The following is a 21697-nucleotide window of genomic DNA, read 5'->3' as shown; positions in this document are numbered from 1 at the left end:
AAAAGGCCGCCCGTTATACAGGCGGCCTTTCTATTTTGAAACAATCGGTATGTCGTGATTAACGTACGCGATTTTTCACATGTTTTTTGACTTTTTTCATCGCCATTTGCTGTTTTAGTGGTGATAGATAGTCGATAAACAGATTGCCAGAAAGGTGGTCAATTTCGTGTTGCATGACAATGGCAAGGAAATCGCTCGTTTCGATGCGCAGTGGCTTACCCTCACGATCCAGCGCTTCCACCACGACAGAAGTATAACGCTCCACATCCGCGTAGTAGTCTGGCACCGATAGGCAACCTTCTTGACCCATCTCTTTATTGCTGCCACTGACCACTTTTGGGTTGATCAGCACCAGTGGCTGGTCACGATTATCTGACAAATCAATCACCACAATCGCTTCTTCGCGGCCCACTTGCGGCGCTGCCAGACCAATACCGTTGTCCGTGGCGTACAGGGTATCAAGCAGGTCGTCAATTAAGGTTTGTACTGAGGCCACATCCGTGACCTGTTTGGATTGAACACGAAGTCTTGGATCGGGTGCAGTAAGAATCTCTAGAACAGCCATGGTTTCCTTGGAGCATTAGTTGAATAAAAATAACGCGGCGTAAGATAGTGTTTTCTCTCCCAGTTGTAAACCAAGGCCGATAGTTGCAAAAACAATGTTTGGCGAAAAAATAAAGCCAGTCGTTTGACTGGCTTTGAGCTTGAGCGAGGTTTAAAACTGGCCTATATATTCCCAGTGTCCATTGGTTGGATTGGGATCGGTTGGGTAAGGAAAATAACCGTATTTCGTCACTTTTAAGCGGTAGTAGTGGTAGCCACCTCTAAACGCATATTGATAAATATCGTTCACGTTGCCACGCTGGCCATCACTGCCCCACACGCCCATCGCATCTTGTTGATACCATTCCAGCAGCATCCGTTCAAAGCTAGCCAGATCGCGATTGAGCTCAGTAAGAGTCTCTTGAATTGAAGAGTCACTGCCTAGCCAAATCCAATCTTGGTTTGACGCTCCGCGCGTTGGGAATGTCTCCCCTTCGCCCGGACGCTTTTGGATGAAGTAATGGTTTTCCCCCTCGATTTGACCAACAAACACCTCGCTAGAAGCGTTGTCCCACGTGGTTGAGGAGCGTTCATCCCATGTCAGCAAGCGTGACACACCAAAGTAGCTTTTAACGCGTGCTTCAACGCTCACACCCTCGGCTCTGTTGAGCTTGATTGGGTTGAAAGCAAAGTTAATGTGGTCATCTGCCGAGCCAAGGTATTTCCAACCTTGATCACTGGTTTGGTCGGTCGGGAACGCCCCAGCTTCAAGCGTTCGCATCACAAAGTAGTCGCGCGTGCCCGTTTCTGGATTCGGGTAAACATACAACGCCCCTGCACGGCGCTCCGCTTTTGTCACACCATTGTTGAGCACGCCGCGCCCATAGTGTTCGGCCACAAAGGCATCAAACTCAGCGATGGTCGCAAAATCCGTGTTCAGCAAAGTCTGGTTCTGGGCGAAGGTTTTCGTCATATCGATGACTTGGCTGTAACCGTATTCCTGACCGATGATGATTGGCCCTTTGAGCTTATCCAGCGGCGGATTCTGATCTGGCGTCATTCGAGTCAACTCCGTCTCACCCTCGCGCTTAGAACAGTGCAGGCTCACTTGTGTGGGAACCCCATGCTCCATCGATAAGTTAACGTGGAACTTGTTACTTTCATTACCAGCATGACGAGAGGCACTCAATTGCACTTGCTCACGCACGCCGCCAGCAAACTCAACATCTAATTGACACTGGCCCTGAGCCTGATAAGTTGGACGCAACACCTCATTGCCACGGAGCGCATATCGCCACGTTTGACCATTTTTATGCATCACCCCTGCGATCTGTTCACATTGGTTACCGACAACAAATCCGGCACCATCGTGATCCTGTCCTGACTTATTGAGTGTGCATAGGTTGACTTCACCAACATCGGCCGTCGGGGTGTACGTCACCGCACCACGACCATATTTAGAGAGCAGCTCATAATCGCCAGGCGCAGAAGTCATGTTCATATTGATATTCCACTTCATATCACGTCCAGATGAACAACGATCGGTGCTCTGATCCACGCCGCCAACAAAGACAGCACTGTCACCGTTTGCCGCTTGGAAGGTAAACTTACACACACGTTGCTGCTCACCATCCATGCGCAATGTTTGCCAAATATCGCTATCGAGCTGTGCCTGCGTCAAGTGCTCGGCTGCTTGCCAACCTTCTAGCTGATACTCACCTTGCTCTGGCTGTGGCAGTTCAAACACGTTGCCATAATTTGAATAAACCAGAGGATAGATTTGGCTAGGGTTCTCATTCTGCGGATCGTAAATCCCCAATAAGGTCACTACCGGCACACCCACTTGCTGGGGTTTGGCTGTATCCGTTTCGACGGCTTTATAACGTTGCGTCGCCTGATCCCATTGCACATAGCCGCTTGGGCTGTGGCTATCTAGGTTGAAGCCGTTGTTCATCCAACGCTGTGCTTTGCGCGACTGAGCCGGATGCTCCAAGGTAAAGCGGCTGATGGTGCCAACGTACTCTTGCTCTCCGCCATTTTGCGCATCACGTAAGAAACGGAAGGCATCTTTAAACGGTGGCACAATATCATCACCTTGCTGTTGAGTATAAACATCGCCTTTCCAGTGTAAGTTACCAATAAAGCGTTGGTGGAACGCATCCCACCCCCAACCGGACTCCAGATCGTGAATCGAGGCCATGTACGGCCAATGACCTAAGCCATAGTTATGCCCAAGCTCATGAGACCACTCGTTACCGGTCGTCGCTTCCAGTGTCACGATGCCGCCGCCACCACTGCCGCCATGCACCACGACTTGCGGTAAATCCGTGTCTTTTTTGGTGTAGATGCCCACATTGGTATGGGCAGTGATGTGGTTAAAACGTCGATTGTACTGCTGCGAATAACCCGCACTGCTCACAATACCGACGTTGGCATTGTTGATACCCGTAGAGACCATGGCTTTACCGATCGCTTCACGCATATCACCGCTGTGCCAACCGCCCGTACTTGCGCTCTTATCGGTATACACCACACCATTTGGCATGGTCACGACGGGGAAATGCGCAGGGGTATAATCGGCCATCACCAGTTTAGAGGCAGGAATTTTCTGGAAATAATCCGCCGCAAGCGTAGGCAAGTTTTGGATCATGGTGTTGCGATCCCGTGGTGGCATTAACATGCCGATATCGATGTTCTGGATCACCAACTCAGGCGCACCGCCAAACTGGATTTCACCTTGGCTGAGCCCCCCCTCACGGCCTAAGTTGTCAGTCAGGCGCAGCGATAGTCCCGGCTTCATCCAATCCCATTGCAGGGGCAGCGACCATGCATGATGCGAAAACACCACTTTCATGCGACCATTCTCTGGCTGATCCGATGCGGCCAAAGCACTTGGCGGCAGCATCAAGATGGTTTGCACTACTTCGCCATCGAGGAACACTTCGGCGCGGACTTGGTTAATCTCCTCACCTTGCTGCGGCGTAAACAGCAGTAAAGCTTCACGGTTCATGATCGCATCGAGATGGCCTTGCCCAGTCAGCTCATTGCCCTTGGGCGCAACCGAAGTATGGGTTTGCGTGATGCTCAACCCGCCTTCTAAACTGCCTTGCAAATGGTTCGGGGTTGGGATCTCATCAGCAAAACCAACTCGAGCTTCCTGAGTCGTGAAGCGCACCACTTTCGGCTCAGCGCAATCGACCTGATTGCAGGAACTGAGGGCAATTTCATACTGGGTTTCTGGCTTAAGCCCACCCACAAAGAATCCCGCGGAAACATGGTCATAACGACGAACATCACTGTGATCACTGAGGTTGGTAACCGTGAGTGTCACTGAGTCCGTTTCGTTTTGCCCAAGCCAGTCAAATGACACACCGACATCAGACAGGCTCGAAACGGTTAACGAACTAATCTCTGGTTTGACTAACGTACCGCAATCATTGGTTTCGGTGCGATAGATGGCATCGCGCTCCCAAATGTAGCTGCCATCGGCACGCTTAGAGCCGTGTGACGCAGGAATGTATTCAATAAAGCAGCCTTGCTCGTCTGATTCGTAAACACCAAATTCGCGGCTCATGAGATAAAAACCGCCGTCATACATCATGAATTCCCAACTCTGATCGACAAAGTCAATCACGTTGCGATAAGGCGTATCATCGCCGCCTTGATAAGGCAGAAAAGGGAACTGCAGATCATTTTTGTAGCTCAGGCGATAGTCCGTCCCTTTGTAACGGATCCAGCGTTCGCCATTGCGCTCAAATACCCCTTCTCCGCGTTCGGCCATCGCTTTAATCGATTCTAGCCGCTCAACGGTTTTTTCGCCGATCTGCACTAGCGTGAGCTCATGTTGCGCCCACGCCGATGTGCTTCCCAATAGCCCAGCTATCAGAAGCGTTAATGGTTTCTTGTTCATGATTGGATTTCTCATTTTGTTTTTCTTGTGGTTAGCGTGCGTGATGCGACCTGAATTTCGGCCGCAGTAACCCTCGAAACCTAGGGTATTCACACCACAATAGGTTCCGGACATAGACAACCGAGTTACGGATTTATTATTAGTTACCGAATGGCATTTCGGTAGAATCGCTGCTTCCACAACGAGATAAGGGTTCCAACTCTGTGAAGATGGCTTCTTGGAAATGAGACTCTGTGCCAAAAAATATGCAAATGATCACACATAAAATCAGCAAATAGTTACACAACAATCAATTAAAGATGATGATATGTAAGTACTTTACAATTCGAGGTGAAGAAGATGCCCACCTTCATTGATGGGCATTGAGAGGCTCAAGCGAGCGATTTTTCCGCGATTTTGTCGCACAGATATTCGCCGATTGGCATTGCGGAAGTGGCCGCTGGAGAAGGGGCGTTACACACATGCAAACTGCGCGGACTTTCGGCAAACAGAAAATCGTGCACCAGCGTACCATCACTTAATACCGCTTGGGCACGAATGCCTGCAGGGTAAGGCTCAAGATCCGAGAGTTCGATACTTGGGCAGTATTTACGTACCAATTGTAAGTAGCCCGCTTTCCACCATGAGTTTTTCATTTCGACCATACCCGTATTAAAGTGCTGGGCACTCACTTTCCAAAAGCCGGGGAAGCAAACCATCTCCCACACATCGCGCAGGCTAACATTCCATTTACCATAACCTTCACGCTTAAAACCTTGTACGGCATTGGGGCCAACGGTCACGCTGCCATCAATCATGCGGGTTAAATGCACGCCGAGAAACGGCAATTCAGGATCCGGAATCGGGTAGATAAGATGACGCACCACTTGGTTATGCTTGGGTGCCAAACGGTAGTATTCGCCACGATAAGGGATGATCTGAAAATCGGTCGGCAAACCGAGCATCTTGGTTAAGCGATCGGCCATTAAGCCTGAACAGGTGACCAGAAATTTGGCCTGATAACTCACGCGTTGGTTCTTCTGTTGGCAAGTTAGCGTGACCGAGGATGGCGTTTCTTCCAAGCCCACCACTTCCGTGCCTATTTTCACATCCCCACCCAACTGCATAAAGGCTTCGGCCATTTTCTCAGTCACCAGACGATAATTGACGATACTGGTCGCTTTCACCAAGATCGCCCCCAAGCCACGAATATTGGGCTCCGCCAGCTTCAACTGTGCGGCATCCAGTTTTTCAACGTCGATCTGATTTTGTAAGCAGCGATCATAGAGTGCGTGCATGCGTTCGAGTTCTGGCTCATTGGTGGCCACCAGTAACTTGCCGCAGTTTTCCACTGGAATATTGTGTTGCGCGCAAAACGCCAAAGTGCGTTCGACTCCGCGTTTACAAAAATCAGCCTTCAAACTGCCGGGAGCATAATAAACTCCCGCATGGATCACCCCGCTGTTGTGACCAGTTTGATGGCGGGAAAACCCCGCCTCTTTCTCAATCAACAGCACCGATTTTTTCGGATAACGCAGTTTCAGTTGCCAAGCGGTGGAGACGCCGACAATGCCGCCTCCGACAATCACGTAATCATAAATCATGCAGATTTCGCCTCCTGCACCGCCGAATTTGCTCGCTCAACGCGAGTTGAAGATTTTCGTGTGTAGATAAAAATCACCACAAACAGCGCCACACAGACTAAACGGATCCAAATCGGCAAACTTGGCCACACCAGCAGCACACCGATCACCGCCAACAGCAAACGCCATAAGAGATTCAGCCGCCCTTCCAGATAGCCTTCAATCGCGCCAATCATGGCGTAAGTGCCAAAAATCGCAAAGATGCCGATGGTGACAACCGTGGTCGCATCCCAACTGATGAGTTGGGTATAGGCAATCAACACGGGAACCAAATACAAGCCTTTAGCAATTTTCCACGCGGTAAATCCGGTGCGCATCGGCGGGGTTTTGGCGATGGTGGCCGCGGCAAATGCCGTCAAACACACCGGTGGCGTCACGTTACTGTCTTGCGAGAGCCAGAAGATAATAAGGTGCGCCGAAAGCAGAGCCAGACCAATCGCTTCTAACCCTAAGCTTTGTTGTAGCAAGGTTTCCACAAAATCCGCGGGCACAAGGCTAATCAGCTCATGGGCATTTTCCGCCGCCATAGGCGCATTGAGCAAACTGAGTTGATCCGGTGCCGCCAGCATGAAAATCGCTTTGGCTTGTTCCGGCAATTGCCCCGAAACCATCAAATCCACCAACTGGCTTTCGGCCAGCAGTTTGTACAGCGCAGGAGCCGAAAGCGTACCCAGCACAATGTACGCCGCCGTTACTGGCAGCCCCATCCCCAGCACTAAAGAGGCCAAAGTGATCAACACCAGCATGGTCAGCAGATCGCCATTTGCCCAGTTGTTGATCATCAATGAGAAGGTATTGCCGATGCCCGTTGTGCTAATCACGTTAATCACCAAGCCGATACCGACCAGCAATACCGCGGTGGTCGCCATGTTTTTCGCCCCTTGCTCCAACGCTTCAATGATCGCTTTAGGACCCATTTTGTGATTTTTGGAAAACCACGAAGCAACAATCACCGACAGAATCGACAAGCCCGCCGCGTACGTTGGGGTAAAGCCTACCACCAACAAGGTCACTAACACGGCGAGTGGGATCAAGTTATGCCAACCCGACAGCAGCACTTTCATAAACGGCTCTTGGCTCGTAGTGACAATCTGTACGCCCATACGTTTGGCTTCAATCCGCACGAAAAACGCGACGGAAAGGAAATAGATGAGCGCCGGAATAAACGACACCGCAACAATATCCACATACGGGATCTGCGTGTACGACGCCATGATGAACGCACCAGCCCCCATCACCGGCGGCATGAGTTGCCCACCCGTCGAAGCCGCGGCTTCCACCCCTGCGGCGAAGCGTGCAGGAAAGCCGGCTTTCTTCATCATGGGAATAGTAATAACGCCCGTAGATACTGTATTCGCGACACTAGAGCCTGAAACCGACCCCATCAAACCCGAAGCCAGCACAGCAATAAAACCAGGCCCCCCCACCACTTTACCTGCCGCAGCGCGTGACACGTCCATAATGTAATCGCCGACACCAGAGCGCACTAAGAAGGCACCAAACAGGATGAACATGAACACGAAGCTCCAGCTGATCGCTGCAATCGAACCGAACATGCCTTCCGAGGAATAGAAACTGCGATACAGCAGGGTTTCGGCACTTAAGCCGGGAAAATGGAAAATGCCGCCTGCCCATTTGCCCCAAACCGAGACATAGGTCAGACAGATCAAAATCAGCGTGGGAATAAACCAACCCATAGTGCGGCGGATCATCTCCATCACAATCAAGATCGCGAGAATTGAGAACACCCAATCGCTGGTGACAAATTTCACGCCGCGCTCATAGAGTGCATCTTCTGCCAGCATCAAATAGATCAAGCACGCCAGCGCCAGCAGCGCTAACAACACATCAAACGCCAGCGCAACTTTGCTCTCACGCCAACGAGGTAAGGCGGGATACCACAGCGCGCAAATCATCGCGAACCCCGCGAAGTGGATAGCCGAAATCCACAATTCTGACCACGTGGATAACGTATTAAACCAAATGTGCGCCAGTGACAGCAGCACACACAATACGGAAATCGTGCGCGTTACCCAGCTAAAACGGGTACGGGTCGGCACTTCGAACTTTTCCAGTTCTTGTTCTACTGAATTGCTCATTGCGTTACTCCAACAGCGAGACAACTAAGCCATATCCCCAGGAAGCGGCCGTATTGCAACTACTTCCAGCGGTTTGGGGATAGACGAAGAAAACAGAGATGCCCTTTCTTTAGATTGACTTCATGTTGAAAGGGCAAGACTGCCCGCTCCCGAGCAGTCTTTCGCGTTCGCCGAACTTACTGTGGCATCAAGTGGGCTGGAATTTTAATCCCCACTTCTTGGTAGTAACGCGCCGCACCGGCATGCAGGGGCATGGGCAAACCTTCGATGGCTTTTTCAATCGCCATATCTTTGGTCGCTTTGTGGATGCCTTGTAGGAAAGCTAAGTTCTCGTACATGGCTTTAGTGAGCTGATATACATCCTCTTCCGAAATGTCGGTGCGCACCGCGAGGAAGTTCGGCTGAGCAATGGTGGTGATGGTTTTATCGACGCCCGGATAGGTGTTCGCCGGAATATCAAACTTGGTCCATAAGTTGTAGTTACCGTTGGCTTGTTTAATCTGCTCATCGGTAAAAGAGAGGATCTTGATGTCGTTGCCCATCGCTGCAAAAGCTTGAGTCACCGCGCCCACTGGCACACCCGCTGGCGTGTTCATGCCATCAATGGTGCCGTTTTGCAGCGCACTAGCACTGCCTCCGTAGCCCAAATAAGCCAGATTAAAGGTATCAGGGTCAACGCCAATCCCTTGCATGATCTGCCGACCCGAAAATTCCGTGCCCGAATTTTTCGAACCAATCGAGAACTTTTTCCCTTTCATGCTGGCCAGATCGGCAATGGTGCCAGTTGGCGCGAGATCAGAGCGCACAATAAAGTGCTCCACGTTCTGCCACAGCATAGAGACCGAACGTAATTGGTTTTGACGCTCCGCATACGGGCCTTCGCCCGCCCATGCCCAAGCACCGTACAAACCTTGCAAAATCGCGAACTGCGCTTCGTTATCGTTCATCAACTTCACGTTTTCACCCGATCCGGCCGAGCTAATCGCGGAGAGTGAAAAGTGGTAGCTCGGGGTGAGTTTGACTTTGGTCAGGGTCGCCAGAGCGACACCTACGGGGTAATAGGTTCCTCCGGTTGACGCGGTGGCAAGAATGTAGCTGCGTTCTTCGGCTGCGTAAGCACCACTAATTAGGCCAAACGAAGTGATGGCGGCTAATAGGGTTTGCGTAAGGCGCTTTTGTTTCATCGTGACTCTCCATGTTGTGATTATTTTTCGATGCTGCACCGTTTCCAAATACGGCTGGCGTACAGCATTGGCAATATCACTAACAGCAAAGAAGATGCCAAAAATTAATTCATTGTTTTATAAGTTATTAATTTTCAACACAGATAACAATGAGCAAAATTTTGCTGATTGAGCCTCAAGTACATCAGCAAAAAACCGCCGATCATCGCGCGTGTTTTAGGCTCAAAAATCAGGAGAGCGATCACGCAAGGTTAACTAAATGTGATCGATGTTAATAAAAACCATTGAAAAGTGATGAGCAAAATTTTGCTCATTCCTCCTGCGCAGTAAAATCACCGCGAAGCAAACCAAACTTCTGCATTTTCTGATTTAGGGTGCGCCTTGGCAAATCCAGCTCTTTCATCACTTCACTGATATTACCTTGATGGCGATGCAGCGCCTGAGCGATCACTTTACGTTCAAAATTGTGTACTTGAATCGCCAGCGGTAACCCCGCCGAGGCTTCTTCTTCAGTCATTCCCGGACGTGAAGCCAGAATTTCCCCAACACTGATGCTGTCATCCAGCGCATAACGCAGCGCGACATTACGCAGCTCGCGCACGTTGCCCGGCCAACGATAAGTGAGCAGCGCCAACCGATCCGCTTCACTCAGGCTGCGCCAAGTCGGTTTCACTTGTACGCAGAAGTGTTCAAACAGCAGCAAAATATCGTCGCCTCGCTCACGCAGCGGCGGTAAATACAACTGCGCGACATTGAGACGATAGAACAGATCTTGGCGAAATTCCGCGTGCTGCCGCAGCTCTTCCTTAGCCGCCGCAATCACACGTAAATCAATGGTGTTCGGCTGATTACTGCCCACCCGCTCCACCACATGATCTTGCAGCACGCGGAGCACTTTCACTTGCATGGCCAGCGGCATGCTCTCGATTTCATCCAGAAACAGCGTGCCTTTATCGGCCAGTTCCAGCTTGCCAATCCGCCGCTTCACCGCACCGGTAAACGCGCCCGCTTCATGGCCGAACAGTTCGCTTTCAAACAGGTTTTCTGGGATCGCGCCACAGTTGATCGCCACAAACTGACCACGCTGACGCTCGCTGGCTTGATGCAGACACTGCGCCACCAGTTCTTTGCCACAGCCGGTTTCGCCGTAAATGATCACGTTGGTATCCATCGCTGCGACTTTGGCGATTTGCTCGCGCAGCAGTTGAATCGACTTACACTGCCCAATCAAGATCTGCTCTAACCCTTTGGCAGAGGCAAGATAGTGGGCACGCGATTGTGATGACAACGCGTTTTGGTACTGACTGACCGCTTGCGCCACCGTGTTGGCAAGGCGTTCTGGTTGAAATGGCTTCTCGATAAAATCGAACGCGCCTTGATGCAGCGCTTTCACCGCCATATCGACATCGCCATGTCCAGTGATCAAAATTACTGGCGTTAGCGGCTGCACATTTTTCAACGCCACCAAAAGACTCAACCCATCGGTATCGGGCAAGCGTACATCACTCACCACGGCGGCGAAACTCTGCTGCTCAATCGCCGCTAACGCGGATGCGCCATCAGCAAACATCGCCACGTCAAACCCCGCCAGTTGTAACCACTGGCCTGTGGCTTGACGCACAATGTCGTCGTCCTCAATCAATGCAATCCGTTGGCTTTCCACGCTTTATTCTCTGTTCTATTTATAGTGCGGCTAAAGTAAGCAAATTTGTCGAGCTTGGAAAGGAGCCGCCTCTCACTTCTGAGTTACCCGTCATTAACATTTATCGCTTTCGTTGCTAAGTTGAACCGTCAAGCTCGGTGATCGTTTTAAATAGGGAAATGCTTTGAAGCTCAATAAAGCAAGTTGGATAGTGTTGGTAATTTTACTGCTGATCGCGGTGCGATGGGGTTCGCATGCTGTCAGTGAAAACTGGCAACTGGGGCAAGCGCAGCGTCACGGCGAGCAGCGTTTGCTCGATTACATCAGTGATGTGAGGCGCACCCTAAGCCGCTTTTATCATTTGCCCTACTTGATGACCAATGAAGCCAACACACTCAAACTGTTTCAGGGCGATGATCGCCCGCAAGCCCAATTACAGCAACAATTGGCGCAACTCGATAAAGCAGCGAATACCAAAGGTTGGTACATACTGACGCTTTCCGGCTCACTGGTAACGGCCAGTAAAAATGCTGAAAACTGGAAGCTCTCTGATGGCAAAGCCATCATCCATAAGATTTTGCAGCAGCGCGAAGGGATTTCGATTGTCACCAAATCCGTTGGCAGCACACCGACCTATTTTGTTGCTGCGCCAGTTTATCTGGATGTCGAGATCGTCGGCGCGGTTGCCGTACAAGTGGATTTAAACGTGCTTGCCGATCAATGGTTTGCCAGTGATGAGTTGATCCTTTTTCAAAATGCTCAACGCCATTTTTTTCTCTCCAGCAGTTCAGTTTACAGCGCAGACTGGATAGCGACTCACCCCGAAGTGGTCGCGGCGGCGCAAAAACGTAGTCTATTTAATGGTACGCGCCTAACACTGTGGCAAGTTGAACAAGCGCCTTATCTTGCTCAATCCGTCACGCTGGATGATCTAAATTGGACGCTCACTTACCTCACGCCGCTGAAAAATCTTAATGCCACGGTTAACTGGATCAGCACCAGTGCCATGGTCGGCGTATTATTGCTGCTATTACTGATGCGTCTGCGTTACGAGCAGTATCAAAAACGCCTCAGTGAAGCCAAGATTCAACACGTGTTGTTTGAGGCCGAAGAGCGCCAACGCAATATGATCAACAAAACTCATGTTGGACTGCTGCTGATCGATGGACAAGGCCGCATTGAAGAGATCAATCCGATGGCGAAGCGCTATTTTAGCCTCTCGGAAAGTATGGTGCGTCAGCTACAAGCGTGGTCGCTGTTTGATACTGGAAACCCAAATGCCACCGTGCCACTGCTGCTGAAAAATCTCACCGAGCATCAAGAGCTGGCCGACATCACCAACGTGGAAACGGTCGCGCGGCGCAGTGATGGCAGTTTGTTTCCGGTGCTGTTCTCCCTGATTGCGGTCAGTTGGAAAGATCGCCGCCACTATTTGGTGACACTGATTGATATCAGTAAACGCAAGAAAGCGGAAATCGCACTTCAGAATGCCAACCGCGATTTGCAACAGCGAGTAGAAGAGCGCACCGCAGCACTGAAATCCGCTCAACAAGAGTTGATTGAAGCGAGCAAAATGGCCGCACTGGGGCGTATGTCGAGTGCGATCACCCATGAGCTCAATCAGCCCCTCACCGGTTTGCGCACCCTACTTTCTAGCAACGAATTACTCCTTGAACGCGGTGAAACTCAACTACTGAAAGCCAATACCAAGCTGGTGCATTCTTTGATTGATCGCATGGCGGCGATGACCTCCCAACTCAAATCCTTCGCGTTCAATCGACCCGACGCTTTGCAAGCCATCTCGCTGCCCGATGCGTTACAGGAGATTTTGCGCATTCATCAAGCACGCTTAACTCCGGTGGATGTTCGAGTTCGGCTTTCTAGCGATCTGCCGTTGGTGATGGGAGAAGAGCAACGCTTGCGCCAAGTGCTCGGTAACTTGGTGTCGAACGCGTTAGATGCGATGAGTCAAACCTTAGAACCGAAGCTCAGCATTAGCGCCGTGAGTGAAGAAGATCAAGTGATCGTGCGCGTAAGTGACAACGGTTGTGGGATTGCCCCTGAGCTTCTCACCACCATGTTTGAGCCGTTTCAAACCAGCAAGAAAATGGGCGAAGGATTAGGGCTTGGCCTAGCGATTGTCGCCAATAGCCTGCGAGATATGCAAGGCAGTATCGTGGCAACGAATAATCCTGATGCGGGCATGAGCTTTGAGATCCGCTTGCGTGCCGCCCAATAGCGGCAACCTGCTTGGTTAAAAAGAAAAACAGGTTGTGCGAGACAACCTGTTTTGGCGAGTGACAGCCCTTTTGACTGCATATAAACGCTCAGTTCGTCAAAGAGGCAGCACGCTTAGCGCCACACACCCCATTCGCCTGTGGTTCCCGGCTCTTCACCTTGTGTCCACCACTGGGCAGTCCAGCTCTTACCTTTATGAGTGACTACCGCGCCTGCGGTATAAGTCTTGCTCTTATCCCATGCATTTTCGGGTTGAGTCGGTGGAGTGGTATCTCCTTTGGTGAGCGATAAACGGTAAGTGAGGTTACTGTTTGGCGCAAAGACTTGGTTGGCGTACAGATTTTGCGTATCAAACATGTAGTGGTTCATCTCTTGGTGCCAAATACCAATAAACCATTCGCCGTTTTTGAGTTGATTAAACTGACCAGCGAGCTCGGCAGGCCAAGTCTCCAAATTGTTGGCACGGATTGGCAAGGCAATATCTGTCGTTTCCATACCTGTCGCATCAAATGTTCGCAAGCGAACACTATCTCCGACTTCAACAGGGCCAAACCCTTGCGGTACGTAGTAACCCAAAGCGGTGAGCTTAACCGGATCGGTCGGGTCCGTCGGATCTGGTGGCGTGGTAGTGCCGCCAAAGGTGATGTCACTGCAGTTATAAAAGCCTTCACCACCTGCATCAACCCGCTGCCAGCGCGTGTAAAGAATCGCATCACCGCTGCGATCTTGTGGCAAGGTGACTTTAAAACGGTATTTCTTATCTCTTCCCGCGGCGACATCATCCGAGCTGCCAACCAATTCCAAGTCATCCCACGTCAGTGGCTTGGTGTGGTCGTAAGTCGCTTTACTTAAATAAAATTGCCAATACGAGGGATTGTGAGGGGTTGCCGCATGGAACACGACCTCAATTTGACCATTGGCATCTAGGGTGATTCCGGTTTTTTGCCAATGGGCAGAAGGCACATTCAAGCCCGCTTTGGCTTTATCGCCCGCCGAACAGAGCTCGCCATCTTTCACCACCGCTTTTACTGCGCCCATATCCCGATACTTCTGCACATTGGCCGATATTTCATTGCGCTGCACAAACGGAAAAGCACCGGAAACATCATAGGCCGCCTGACAAGCCTGATTTGGAATCGCGTTATCCCAAAAACCGCCGTCGAGATAACAGGTGTTTTGTCTTGCGCTTGGGAATTCCACCCAACCATGCGCTTGTACCTGCGGAGCCGCCAAAGCCCCGAGTATGACTGAGCCTAGCGCACTGATTTTTAATCCGTATTTCATGGTTATTCCTTCTTGATTGTGACTCTTGTTATTCGCCATTTCTGTTTAAAAATGGCCAACAAAAGCTAGCAATAACCCCAAAATAACGTGTCAATTTCGGCACAAAGCCACGCGTGAAATCGTCAATTTGCCGCCTACTTTCCAGTAACGACATGCAACAGTCTTGGCTTACTTGGGCTCTTCGAGGCACTTCAAACTCCCTTAGCCAGAGCCCTGTGTAACGATGCTAAATCAGAAAACTGAGGCTAATGGAGACTTAACAGTGTCATGAAAACCCAGCTTAAGTCAGTTTATGTAAAGAAACCCAACCATACCTTTTCAAAAGCTTTACCCTGCTTGACGGACTCTTTACATAACCATTGATAGTATGAAGACCTCTCTCAATAAGAGAAAACAAATTACTTTTAGAAACTCATTACAGCTTTCAAACTCAATAAGGAAAACTTATGAAAAAGATTATTCTCGCCGTTACCGCTCTTACTCTTAGCGCTGGTGCGTTTGCGTCTATCGATACCAACCACAAAGCACGCTCAATCAATGCGGGTGTTTACGCGAGCCAAGAACAAGCTTACGCCGCTGGATTTAAGAAAATCGAGCAGTTACAAGCTCTGCCCAGCAACAAATTAGCGAATGAACTTTCAGTATGGCAAAACAGCGTTGTGCCAAAGAGTGTCAAGATTGATGGTACTGAAGTTGTGGTTCAATCTTTTGCGAAACAGCCAGGTGTCGTTGAGTATCGTTCGATTGTTAAGGTTGACTACCAATACAAAACTCGTGAAAGCAATCGCGACTAAGTCGATCAAGACTGTCTCAGATGGCAAAGGATTGCCATTGATTCACCCTCCTACGTCCATTCCCTCTCTTCTTATCCCCATCTGCACTTCCAACACTCAATTTACGAAACTGTTTTATTTTCGTTCAATCTACATTTAATTTCAGACGAAAATTTCATCACCACAAAAGCAATGGAAATAATCCAAACGCTTAATTTTGCGATTAAAGTCAACAAAATCGAAAATTTACAATTTGTTTCTATACGTAAAATAATTCACGTGCCACATCAATCACAGTAATAACAATTCAGAAACATAAGAATCTCGACACTTTCGAACGAAAATAAATTGCTCGTTCGCCATTTCTTTACTGCGGTGATGCTCACATCTGTACTGTGAGTTCCGATAGTAGAGGTTTATACCATCGCAAAAACAATGAGGTCACTATGTTCGAGCTCTTCAAACCGGCTGCGCATACGCAGCGGCTGCCATCAGATAAGGTGGACAGCGTCTATTCACGCCTTCGTTGGCAACTTTTCATCGGTATTTTTGTTGGCTATGCTGGCTACTATTTGGTTCGTAAGAACTTTAGCTTGGCAATGCCTTACCTGATTGAACAAGGCTTTAGTCGTGGCGATCTGGGTGTGGCTCTCGGTGCGGTTTCAATCGCGTATGGTCTGTCTAAATTTTTGATGGGGAACGTCTCTGACCGTTCTAACCCGCGTTACTTTCTGAGTGCAGGTCTACTCCTTTCGGCACTAGTGATGTTCTGCTTCGGCTTTATGCCATGGGCAACGGGCAGCATTACTGCCATGTTTATTCTGCTGTTCTTAAACGGCTGGTTCCAAGGTATGGGTTGGCCTGCTTGTGGCCGTACTATGGTGCACTGGTGGTCACGCAAAGAGCGTGGTGAGATTGTTTCAGTCTGGAACGTCGCTCACAACGTCGGTGGTGGCTTGATTGGCCCCATTTTCCTGCTCGGCCTATGGATGTTTAACGATGATTGGCGCACGGCCTTTTATGTCCCCGCTTTCTTTGCGGTGCTGGTGGCCGTATTTACTTGGCTAGTCATGCGCGATACCCCCCAATCTTGTGGTTTACCACCGATTGAAGAGTACAAAAACGACTATCCCGATGATTACGATAAGTCGCATGAAAATGAGATGACTGCGAAAGAGATCTTCTTTAAGTATGTCTTCAACAACAAACTGCTTTGGTCGATTGCGATTGCTAACGCCTTCGTTTACCTGATCCGCTACGGTGTACTTGACTGGGCTCCGGTTTACCTCAAAGAAGCCAAACACTTCACGGTTGATAAATCTTCTTGGGCTTACTTCCTGTACGAGTGGGCGGGCATCCCGGGTACTTTGTTGTGTGGTTGGATTTCCGACAAAGTGTTTAAAGGCCGCCGCGCTCCAGCAGGCATCCTGTTCATGGTGTTGGTAACGCTTGCCGTTCTGGTTTACTGGTTCAACCCAGCAGGCAACCCAGCGGTAGATATGGCAGCTCTGGTCGCGATCGGCTTTTTGATCTACGGCCCTGTGATGCTGATTGGCCTTTACGCTCTGGAACTGGCTCCGAAGAAAGCCGCCGGTACCGCAGCAGGTCTGACTGGTCTCTTTGGCTACTTAGGTGGTGCTGTGGCAGCTAACGCGATATTGGGCTATACCGTTGACCACTTCGGTTGGGATGGCGGCTTCATGGTCTTGGTTGCCTCTTGTGTACTCTCTGTGATCTGCTTGATTTACGCTTTCGTTGGCGAACGCGCTCACCATAACGATAAGCTTAAACAAGCGACCATTTAAGAGCGTGTGTCATCAAGCAATAACATCGTCAGTATAGCTTGTCCCCCTCGCCGCGCTCTTGCCTGATTAGGAGCGCGGCAACTCTCTCTCCCACCCTAACGTCACGTGTCATTTGACGCCTTAGGGCTGGGAAGAACAAAAAAGGAATTCATGATGCTAAAACCATTCTCGCTTTCTCTGCTGGCTCTGGCCTGCTCAACTTATTTATTTTCAAGCATTGTTTCTGCAGAACCATTAGTGATTGCTCACCGTGGAGCCTCTGGCTACTTGCCAGAACATACATTAGAAGCCAAAACACTGGCTTATGCGATGAAACCGGATTACATCGAGCAAGATGTGGTGATGACTAAGGACGATCAACTGGTGGTATTACATGATCACTATTTGGATCGCGTCACCGATGTTGCGGAGCGTTTCCCTAACCGCGCACGAGCCGATGGCCGTTATTACGCGATTGACTTTACCTTAGCCGAAATCAAAACCCTGCGTGTCACGGAAGGGTTTGATATTGATGCGCAAGGTAACAAAGTCGCCGGTTTTCCTGATCGTTTCCCTCTTTGGAAAGGGGATTTCACCGTCCCGACTCTCGCAGAAGAAATTGAGCTGATCCAAGGGCTCAACAAGACGCTCGGTTATAACATTGGTATCTACCCTGAAATCAAAGCGCCTTGGTTTCACCGCCACGAAGGCAAAGATATTTCTCAAGCAGTCCTCAAAGTGCTAAAGCAGTATGGTTACGACAGCAAAGACGACAAAATCTATCTGCAATGTTTTGACCCTATCGAGCTAAAACGCATTCATGATGAGCTGCTGCCAGCGATGAAGATGGATCTCAATCTAGTTCAGCTACTGGCGTACACCGACTGGAATGAAACCATGGTTTATCAAGGTGACCAAGCCACACCCTATAACTATGACTGGATGTTTGCCGAAGGGGGCATGGCCAAAGTCGCGCAATACGCCGATGGCATCGGCCCGTGGAAACCTATGTTGGTTGATGATGCTTCAACCAAAGACAACATCATTATTAAGCCGTTGATGAAGCAAGCGAAAGAGGCTGGTCTCGTGGTGCACCCTTACACCTTCCGCGCCGACCAAGGTCATGTATCGCCTTGGGCAAATAGCTTCGAAGGGATGTTGGATGTGTTCTACAACCAAGTGAAAGTCGATGGTCTGTTCACTGACTTCCCCGATAAAGCGGTGGCGTTCTTAAATCAATAATGATCTATACCCAAACGACTTGGAGTTGCAGGTAGGCGGCAAATGAGTGAATCCCCATGCGCATAGAGACACTATGTGATTGGTGTTAATGGATATAGCCGCCCACACCATGCAGCCTCAAGGTAAGATGACAGAACGGCAAGACACTTGAGCCGCCCACTCGGGATGGAAAAGATGAAAGCCATGATTCATTTGATAAAACCAATAGTTTGTATTGTTCTCGTCGGACGAACTTGACAGGTGAAAACGAGATGGCCAGCCATATCTAAGGTACATTCCTAGATTAGAGTCGTTTTCATACCAATACAGCTCATAGAGCTCGTTAATCGTTGCAAGCTGCCAATTACTTTGGCCCGCAAAATTAATCTCGTTTAATTTCTGACACCAACGAGCGGCTTGACCTCCTTCCATACCTTGTTTATAAAAATTTACAAAGGATCCTATTGGGCTTACCCCGACTGCCGTTTCAACTCGGATAGTTGCGTAAGTGTCTCCATGATTTCCAGTCGCCCAATTCATCTGCTGATAACCTAGATTTTGTACCAATGTCAGAGAGGGGCTACTTGTAAACCATTTGGTTAAGGAGTCATTAGGGTCAATAATCTCTCTGAGTTTTAGACAAGAACCGCTAGCGTTGACCATATCACTATCGTTCACTCCACCACCACTTTCCTTGTCAATCGGCTGTCCTATTAGATGACCACATACTTGTGATCTCTCTATTTCTAACACCACCGGTTCGGAGACAATACCCTCTAGACTTGCAGTTATTTGAGTAACTCCGACATCCAAAGGGGTCGCAATACCATCTTCATTTATAGTAGCAACAGTGGTATTTTCACTAATCCAATCAACTTGATACGTAATATCATGTTGACTTTCATCCGCATAGGCTCCTGTCGCTGTATAGTTTAACGACAAATAAGTTGTGATAAATTCGGGGCTTATTGTTATTGCAAATAAGGCGGGAGACTCTCCTTCTTCACAAGAATCGTCTATACATTGTTCAGACTCTTCACCTTCTGATGACTCTTCACCTTCTGATGACGCTCCACCTTCTGATGACGCTCCACCTTCTGGTGAGTCTTCATTTGAAGAATTAGTATGACAAATCTGTATTATTTTATTGCAAGTATCCAATTTACAGGATGACAGCAAAACAATAAACAATACACTAATCAGTATTTTCATTTCATTCTGACGCAACGATTAGCAAATATATATACAGTTTAATTGATTGCAAGCAGAGGTCAATGCGTTCCCATGAGCGCAAACCGTCTACATGGTTGCAGTAAACGAACATTGTCAACACTACTACTGGATAGCCTCAACTAGGAATTATCAAGCCGAGTTTTCGTACACTGCTACGCACCACTAAAGTCGGCTCTAATTGCACAACTTGCGCAGTGGTGTCTGGGTTTTCCAAGCGATAAAGCAAGGTATCCACCGCCGCTTTGCCGAGACGGTATTTGGGTTGATGAATGGTGGTTAACGCCGGGGTCATAAACTTAGCAATATGCACATCATCGTAACCAATCAAGGAAAGATCGTCCGGTACTCGCAAACCTCGTTGGCTGGCGGCTTGAATCACGCCCATCGCCATCATGTCGTTACACACAAACAGTGAGCTTGGCAGCTTTCCTCGCTCATACAGCTTTTCAAAAGCTTGGTAGCCACCTTCACATTCGAAGTCAGATTCCACAATCCAATCTGGATTAATGGCAATTCCCGCTTCCGCGAGCGCACGTTTGTAACCTTCATAACGCATCTGTGCTTGGTGGCGAATCAGCGGACCTGTGATACAACCAATCTCTTTATGTCCACACTCGATCAGATGTTTGGCCGCCATGTAGCCACCTTGCAGTGAGTTGTCTTGAATTTTGTCACTCGCAAAAAGGATCGGGCCCCAGTCCATGACCACAATCGGGATGTCGGGATAGCGGTCAAACACATCCAACCTTTCACCCTCAAGGGTTGAGCACATCAACAGCAAACCATCGACACGCTTTTGCAGCAAGGTGTTGATGCTGGCTTTCATGCGTTGGTTATCCCCTTCGGTATTGCACAAGATTAGGTTGTAGCCTTGGTGATAACAGCTTCGCTCTACGCCTTTTACCACTTCACCAAAAAATGGGTTGGTTGAAGTGGTCACTAACATACCGATGGTTTTGGTGCGGTTCATTTTGAGGCTACGCGCGAGGGCGGAGGGGGCGTAATTGAGTTGCTGAGCCGCGTTGTTCACCCGCTCAGCAATTTCATCACTCACAAAACGGCTTTTATTGATCACATGGCTTACCGTTGAAGTGGAGACGCCTGCAAGTCGAGCGATATCCTTCATGGTGGCCATGTGTTTTCTCCTATGAGTGTTCTGCTAAAAAGACCTCAACTTCCGCACGAGTGGGAATCGAGGTTTGCGCACCAAAGCGTGTTACCGAAATTGCGGCGGCAGCATGGGCAAACTTAATGGCTGATTCTAGAGGCATTTCTTGCAACAAGCCAGTCACCAATGCACCGTTAAAGGTATCACCTGCGGCAGTGGTGTCCGTGGCTTTCACCACAAAACCGGGAATTCGTTGCCCACGACCATTTTCGCTTAGCCAAACACCTTTTGAGCCAAGAGTAATGATAACAATCTCGATGCCTTTACAGTGTAAAGCGTCCGCCGCTTGCTGCGCGCTAGCATCATCCGAGACCGTAATTCCGGTGAGCACTTCCGCTTCGGTTTCATTCGGCGTGATCAGATCCACACACTTCAGCAGTTCATCCGGCAATTCACGGGCAGGCGCAGGGTTAAGAATCACATTGGTTTTGGCCGCTTTGGCCTCTTGCGCCGCTTTTAAAATGCCATCAAGCGGCGTTTCTAGTTGCATCAGCAGATAACGTGCATCCCGAATCGCTGCGAGATCAGGCTCAATCGCGGCAGCAGTCAACTTGGCATTAGCTTCTGCAGAAATGCAGATGCTGTTCTCACCACTGTCGGAGACTTGAATCATCGCAATGCCGGTTGGGCAGTTCGGTTGTAGCTTCACGCCCGCCGTATTAATGCCATCTAGCTTAAAACTTTCACGAATATTAATGCCAAACGAATCATCGCCAACACAAGCAATGAAACCCACATCCGCTTGCATACGCGCGGCGGCAACAGCTTGGTTTGCCCCTTTTCCGCCCGGAATGACTTGATAATTGCGCCCGTGTAGGGTTTCTCCGGGGCGAGGAAATGAAGGCACTTGCAGCACATGGTCTGCATTGACGCTACCCAGAACCACCAACTTATTCATACGGTTATCCTTTGTATTGATGAGGAAAAACAGAGTGGTTTAATGGCTGATACCCTCTTTCTTCATTGAGTAAACGAGGAAAATAGAACCAGTAAACC

At 49.4% G+C, this 21697-nt stretch carries 14 protein-coding genes; 4 read left to right on the top strand and 10 right to left on the bottom strand.

The window, feature by feature from the left end; translation table 11 throughout:
* Nucleotides 1–58 precede the first annotated feature (58 nt).
* The 6 genes from def to R4537_RS00730 all read right to left on the bottom strand — a co-directional run bounded on the left by def (nucleotide 59) and on the right by R4537_RS00730 (nucleotide 11021).
* Complete coding sequence (gene def, locus R4537_RS00755) at nucleotides 59–565, bottom strand: peptide deformylase (RefSeq protein WP_071178995.1); 507 nt, start codon at nucleotides 563–565, stop codon at nucleotides 59–61.
* A 150-nt stretch (nucleotides 566–715) separates the two neighbouring features.
* Nucleotides 716–4453, bottom strand: coding sequence for a M66 family metalloprotease (locus tag R4537_RS00750; protein WP_080483453.1), 3738 nt, complete (start codon nucleotides 4451–4453; stop codon nucleotides 716–718).
* Between the two features lie 371 nt (nucleotides 4454–4824).
* A complete protein-coding gene (gene lhgO, locus R4537_RS00745; protein WP_071178993.1) occupies nucleotides 4825–6036 on the bottom strand; it encodes an L-2-hydroxyglutarate oxidase in 1212 nt (403 codons plus the stop codon).
* Nucleotides 6033–8174 carry a TRAP transporter permease gene (locus R4537_RS00740; RefSeq protein ID WP_071178992.1) on the bottom strand — a complete coding sequence of 714 codons (2142 nt, stop codon included), beginning with the start codon at nucleotides 8172–8174 and terminating at the stop codon, nucleotides 6033–6035. Before R4537_RS00740 ends, lhgO begins: the two co-directional genes overlap by 4 nt.
* Before the next feature lie 176 nt (nucleotides 8175–8350).
* Nucleotides 8351–9358 (bottom strand): TAXI family TRAP transporter solute-binding subunit, encoded by a 1008-nt coding sequence (locus R4537_RS00735; protein WP_002156696.1) that lies wholly within the window; start codon nucleotides 9356–9358, stop codon nucleotides 8351–8353.
* Nucleotides 9359–9668: 310 nt separating this feature from the next.
* Entirely contained in the window at nucleotides 9669–11021 is a 1353-nt protein-coding gene (locus R4537_RS00730; RefSeq protein WP_071178990.1) for a sigma-54-dependent transcriptional regulator, read from the bottom strand.
* Between the two features lie 163 nt (nucleotides 11022–11184).
* On the opposite strand from R4537_RS00730, the gene R4537_RS00725 reads away from it, so the two are divergent.
* Entirely contained in the window at nucleotides 11185–13239 is a 2055-nt protein-coding gene (locus R4537_RS00725) for a sensor histidine kinase (RefSeq protein ID WP_071178989.1), read from the top strand.
* A gap of 113 nt (nucleotides 13240–13352) precedes the next feature.
* Here R4537_RS00725 and R4537_RS00720 read toward each other — a convergent pair whose 3' ends face one another.
* Nucleotides 13353–14522 (bottom strand): lytic polysaccharide monooxygenase, encoded by a 1170-nt coding sequence (locus R4537_RS00720; RefSeq protein WP_071178988.1) that lies wholly within the window; start codon nucleotides 14520–14522, stop codon nucleotides 13353–13355.
* A 446-nt stretch (nucleotides 14523–14968) separates the two neighbouring features.
* Here R4537_RS00720 and R4537_RS00715 point away from each other — a divergent pair, with 446 nt between their 5' ends.
* The 3 genes from R4537_RS00715 to glpQ all read left to right on the top strand — a co-directional run bounded on the left by R4537_RS00715 (nucleotide 14969) and on the right by glpQ (nucleotide 18321).
* Nucleotides 14969–15316: a DUF3316 domain-containing protein gene (locus R4537_RS00715; RefSeq protein WP_000720501.1), complete on the top strand. Its 348-nt coding sequence runs from the start codon at nucleotides 14969–14971 to the stop codon at nucleotides 15314–15316.
* A gap of 425 nt (nucleotides 15317–15741) precedes the next feature.
* The gene (gene glpT, locus R4537_RS00710) at nucleotides 15742–17100 is read left to right on the top strand and encodes a glycerol-3-phosphate transporter (protein WP_000462373.1); all 1359 of its coding nucleotides are present in this window, start codon (nucleotides 15742–15744) and stop codon (nucleotides 17098–17100) included.
* Between the two features lie 153 nt (nucleotides 17101–17253).
* Nucleotides 17254–18321 (top strand): glycerophosphodiester phosphodiesterase, encoded by a 1068-nt coding sequence (gene glpQ, locus R4537_RS00705; RefSeq protein ID WP_080483450.1) that lies wholly within the window; start codon nucleotides 17254–17256, stop codon nucleotides 18319–18321.
* 117 nt (nucleotides 18322–18438) lie between these two features.
* Here the strand turns inward: glpQ and R4537_RS00700 are convergent, their stop codons facing one another.
* The 3 genes from R4537_RS00700 to rbsK form a co-directional block, all read right to left on the bottom strand.
* A complete protein-coding gene (locus tag R4537_RS00700) occupies nucleotides 18439–19512 on the bottom strand; it encodes a DUF1566 domain-containing protein (RefSeq protein WP_071178986.1) in 1074 nt (357 codons plus the stop codon).
* Between the two features lie 136 nt (nucleotides 19513–19648).
* Nucleotides 19649–20668 (bottom strand): substrate-binding domain-containing protein, encoded by a 1020-nt coding sequence (locus R4537_RS00695; protein ID WP_071178985.1) that lies wholly within the window; start codon nucleotides 20666–20668, stop codon nucleotides 19649–19651.
* 10 nt (nucleotides 20669–20678) lie between these two features.
* Nucleotides 20679–21599: a ribokinase gene (gene rbsK / locus R4537_RS00690; protein WP_071178984.1), complete on the bottom strand. Its 921-nt coding sequence runs from the start codon at nucleotides 21597–21599 to the stop codon at nucleotides 20679–20681.
* Between the last annotated feature and the right edge of the window lie 98 nt (nucleotides 21600–21697).

It is taken from the genome of Vibrio paracholerae (assembly GCF_037672085.1).
GTDB lineage: Bacteria > Pseudomonadota > Gammaproteobacteria > Enterobacterales > Vibrionaceae > Vibrio > Vibrio cholerae.
Note: the sequence above shows the minus strand (reverse complement) of the source record. Positions and strands in the feature narration are given on the sequence as shown.

Coding starts and splice junctions, on each gene's coding strand:
- R4537_RS00735 (WP_002156696.1), bottom strand. CDS start 9,358: ATGAAACAAAAGCGCCTTACGCAAACCCTATTAGCCGCCATCACTTCG.
- R4537_RS00720 (WP_071178988.1), bottom strand. CDS start 14,522: ATGAAATACGGATTAAAAATCAGTGCGCTAGGCTCAGTCATACTCGGG.
- R4537_RS00695 (WP_071178985.1), bottom strand. CDS start 20,668: ATGGCCACCATGAAGGATATCGCTCGACTTGCAGGCGTCTCCACTTCA.
- rbsK (WP_071178984.1), bottom strand. CDS start 21,599: ATGAATAAGTTGGTGGTTCTGGGTAGCGTCAATGCAGACCATGTGCTG.
- R4537_RS00715 (WP_000720501.1), top strand. CDS start 14,969: ATGAAAAAGATTATTCTCGCCGTTACCGCTCTTACTCTTAGCGCTGGT.
- R4537_RS00700 (WP_071178986.1), bottom strand. CDS start 19,512: ATGAAAATACTGATTAGTGTATTGTTTATTGTTTTGCTGTCATCCTGT.
- lhgO (WP_071178993.1), bottom strand. CDS start 6,036: ATGATTTATGATTACGTGATTGTCGGAGGCGGCATTGTCGGCGTCTCC.
- def (WP_071178995.1), bottom strand. CDS start 565: ATGGCTGTTCTAGAGATTCTTACTGCACCCGATCCAAGACTTCGTGTT.
- R4537_RS00740 (WP_071178992.1), bottom strand. CDS start 8,174: ATGAGCAATTCAGTAGAACAAGAACTGGAAAAGTTCGAAGTGCCGACC.
- glpT (WP_000462373.1), top strand. CDS start 15,742: ATGTTCGAGCTCTTCAAACCGGCTGCGCATACGCAGCGGCTGCCATCA.
- R4537_RS00750 (WP_080483453.1), bottom strand. CDS start 4,453: ATGAACAAGAAACCATTAACGCTTCTGATAGCTGGGCTATTGGGAAGC.
- glpQ (WP_080483450.1), top strand. CDS start 17,254: ATGCTAAAACCATTCTCGCTTTCTCTGCTGGCTCTGGCCTGCTCAACT.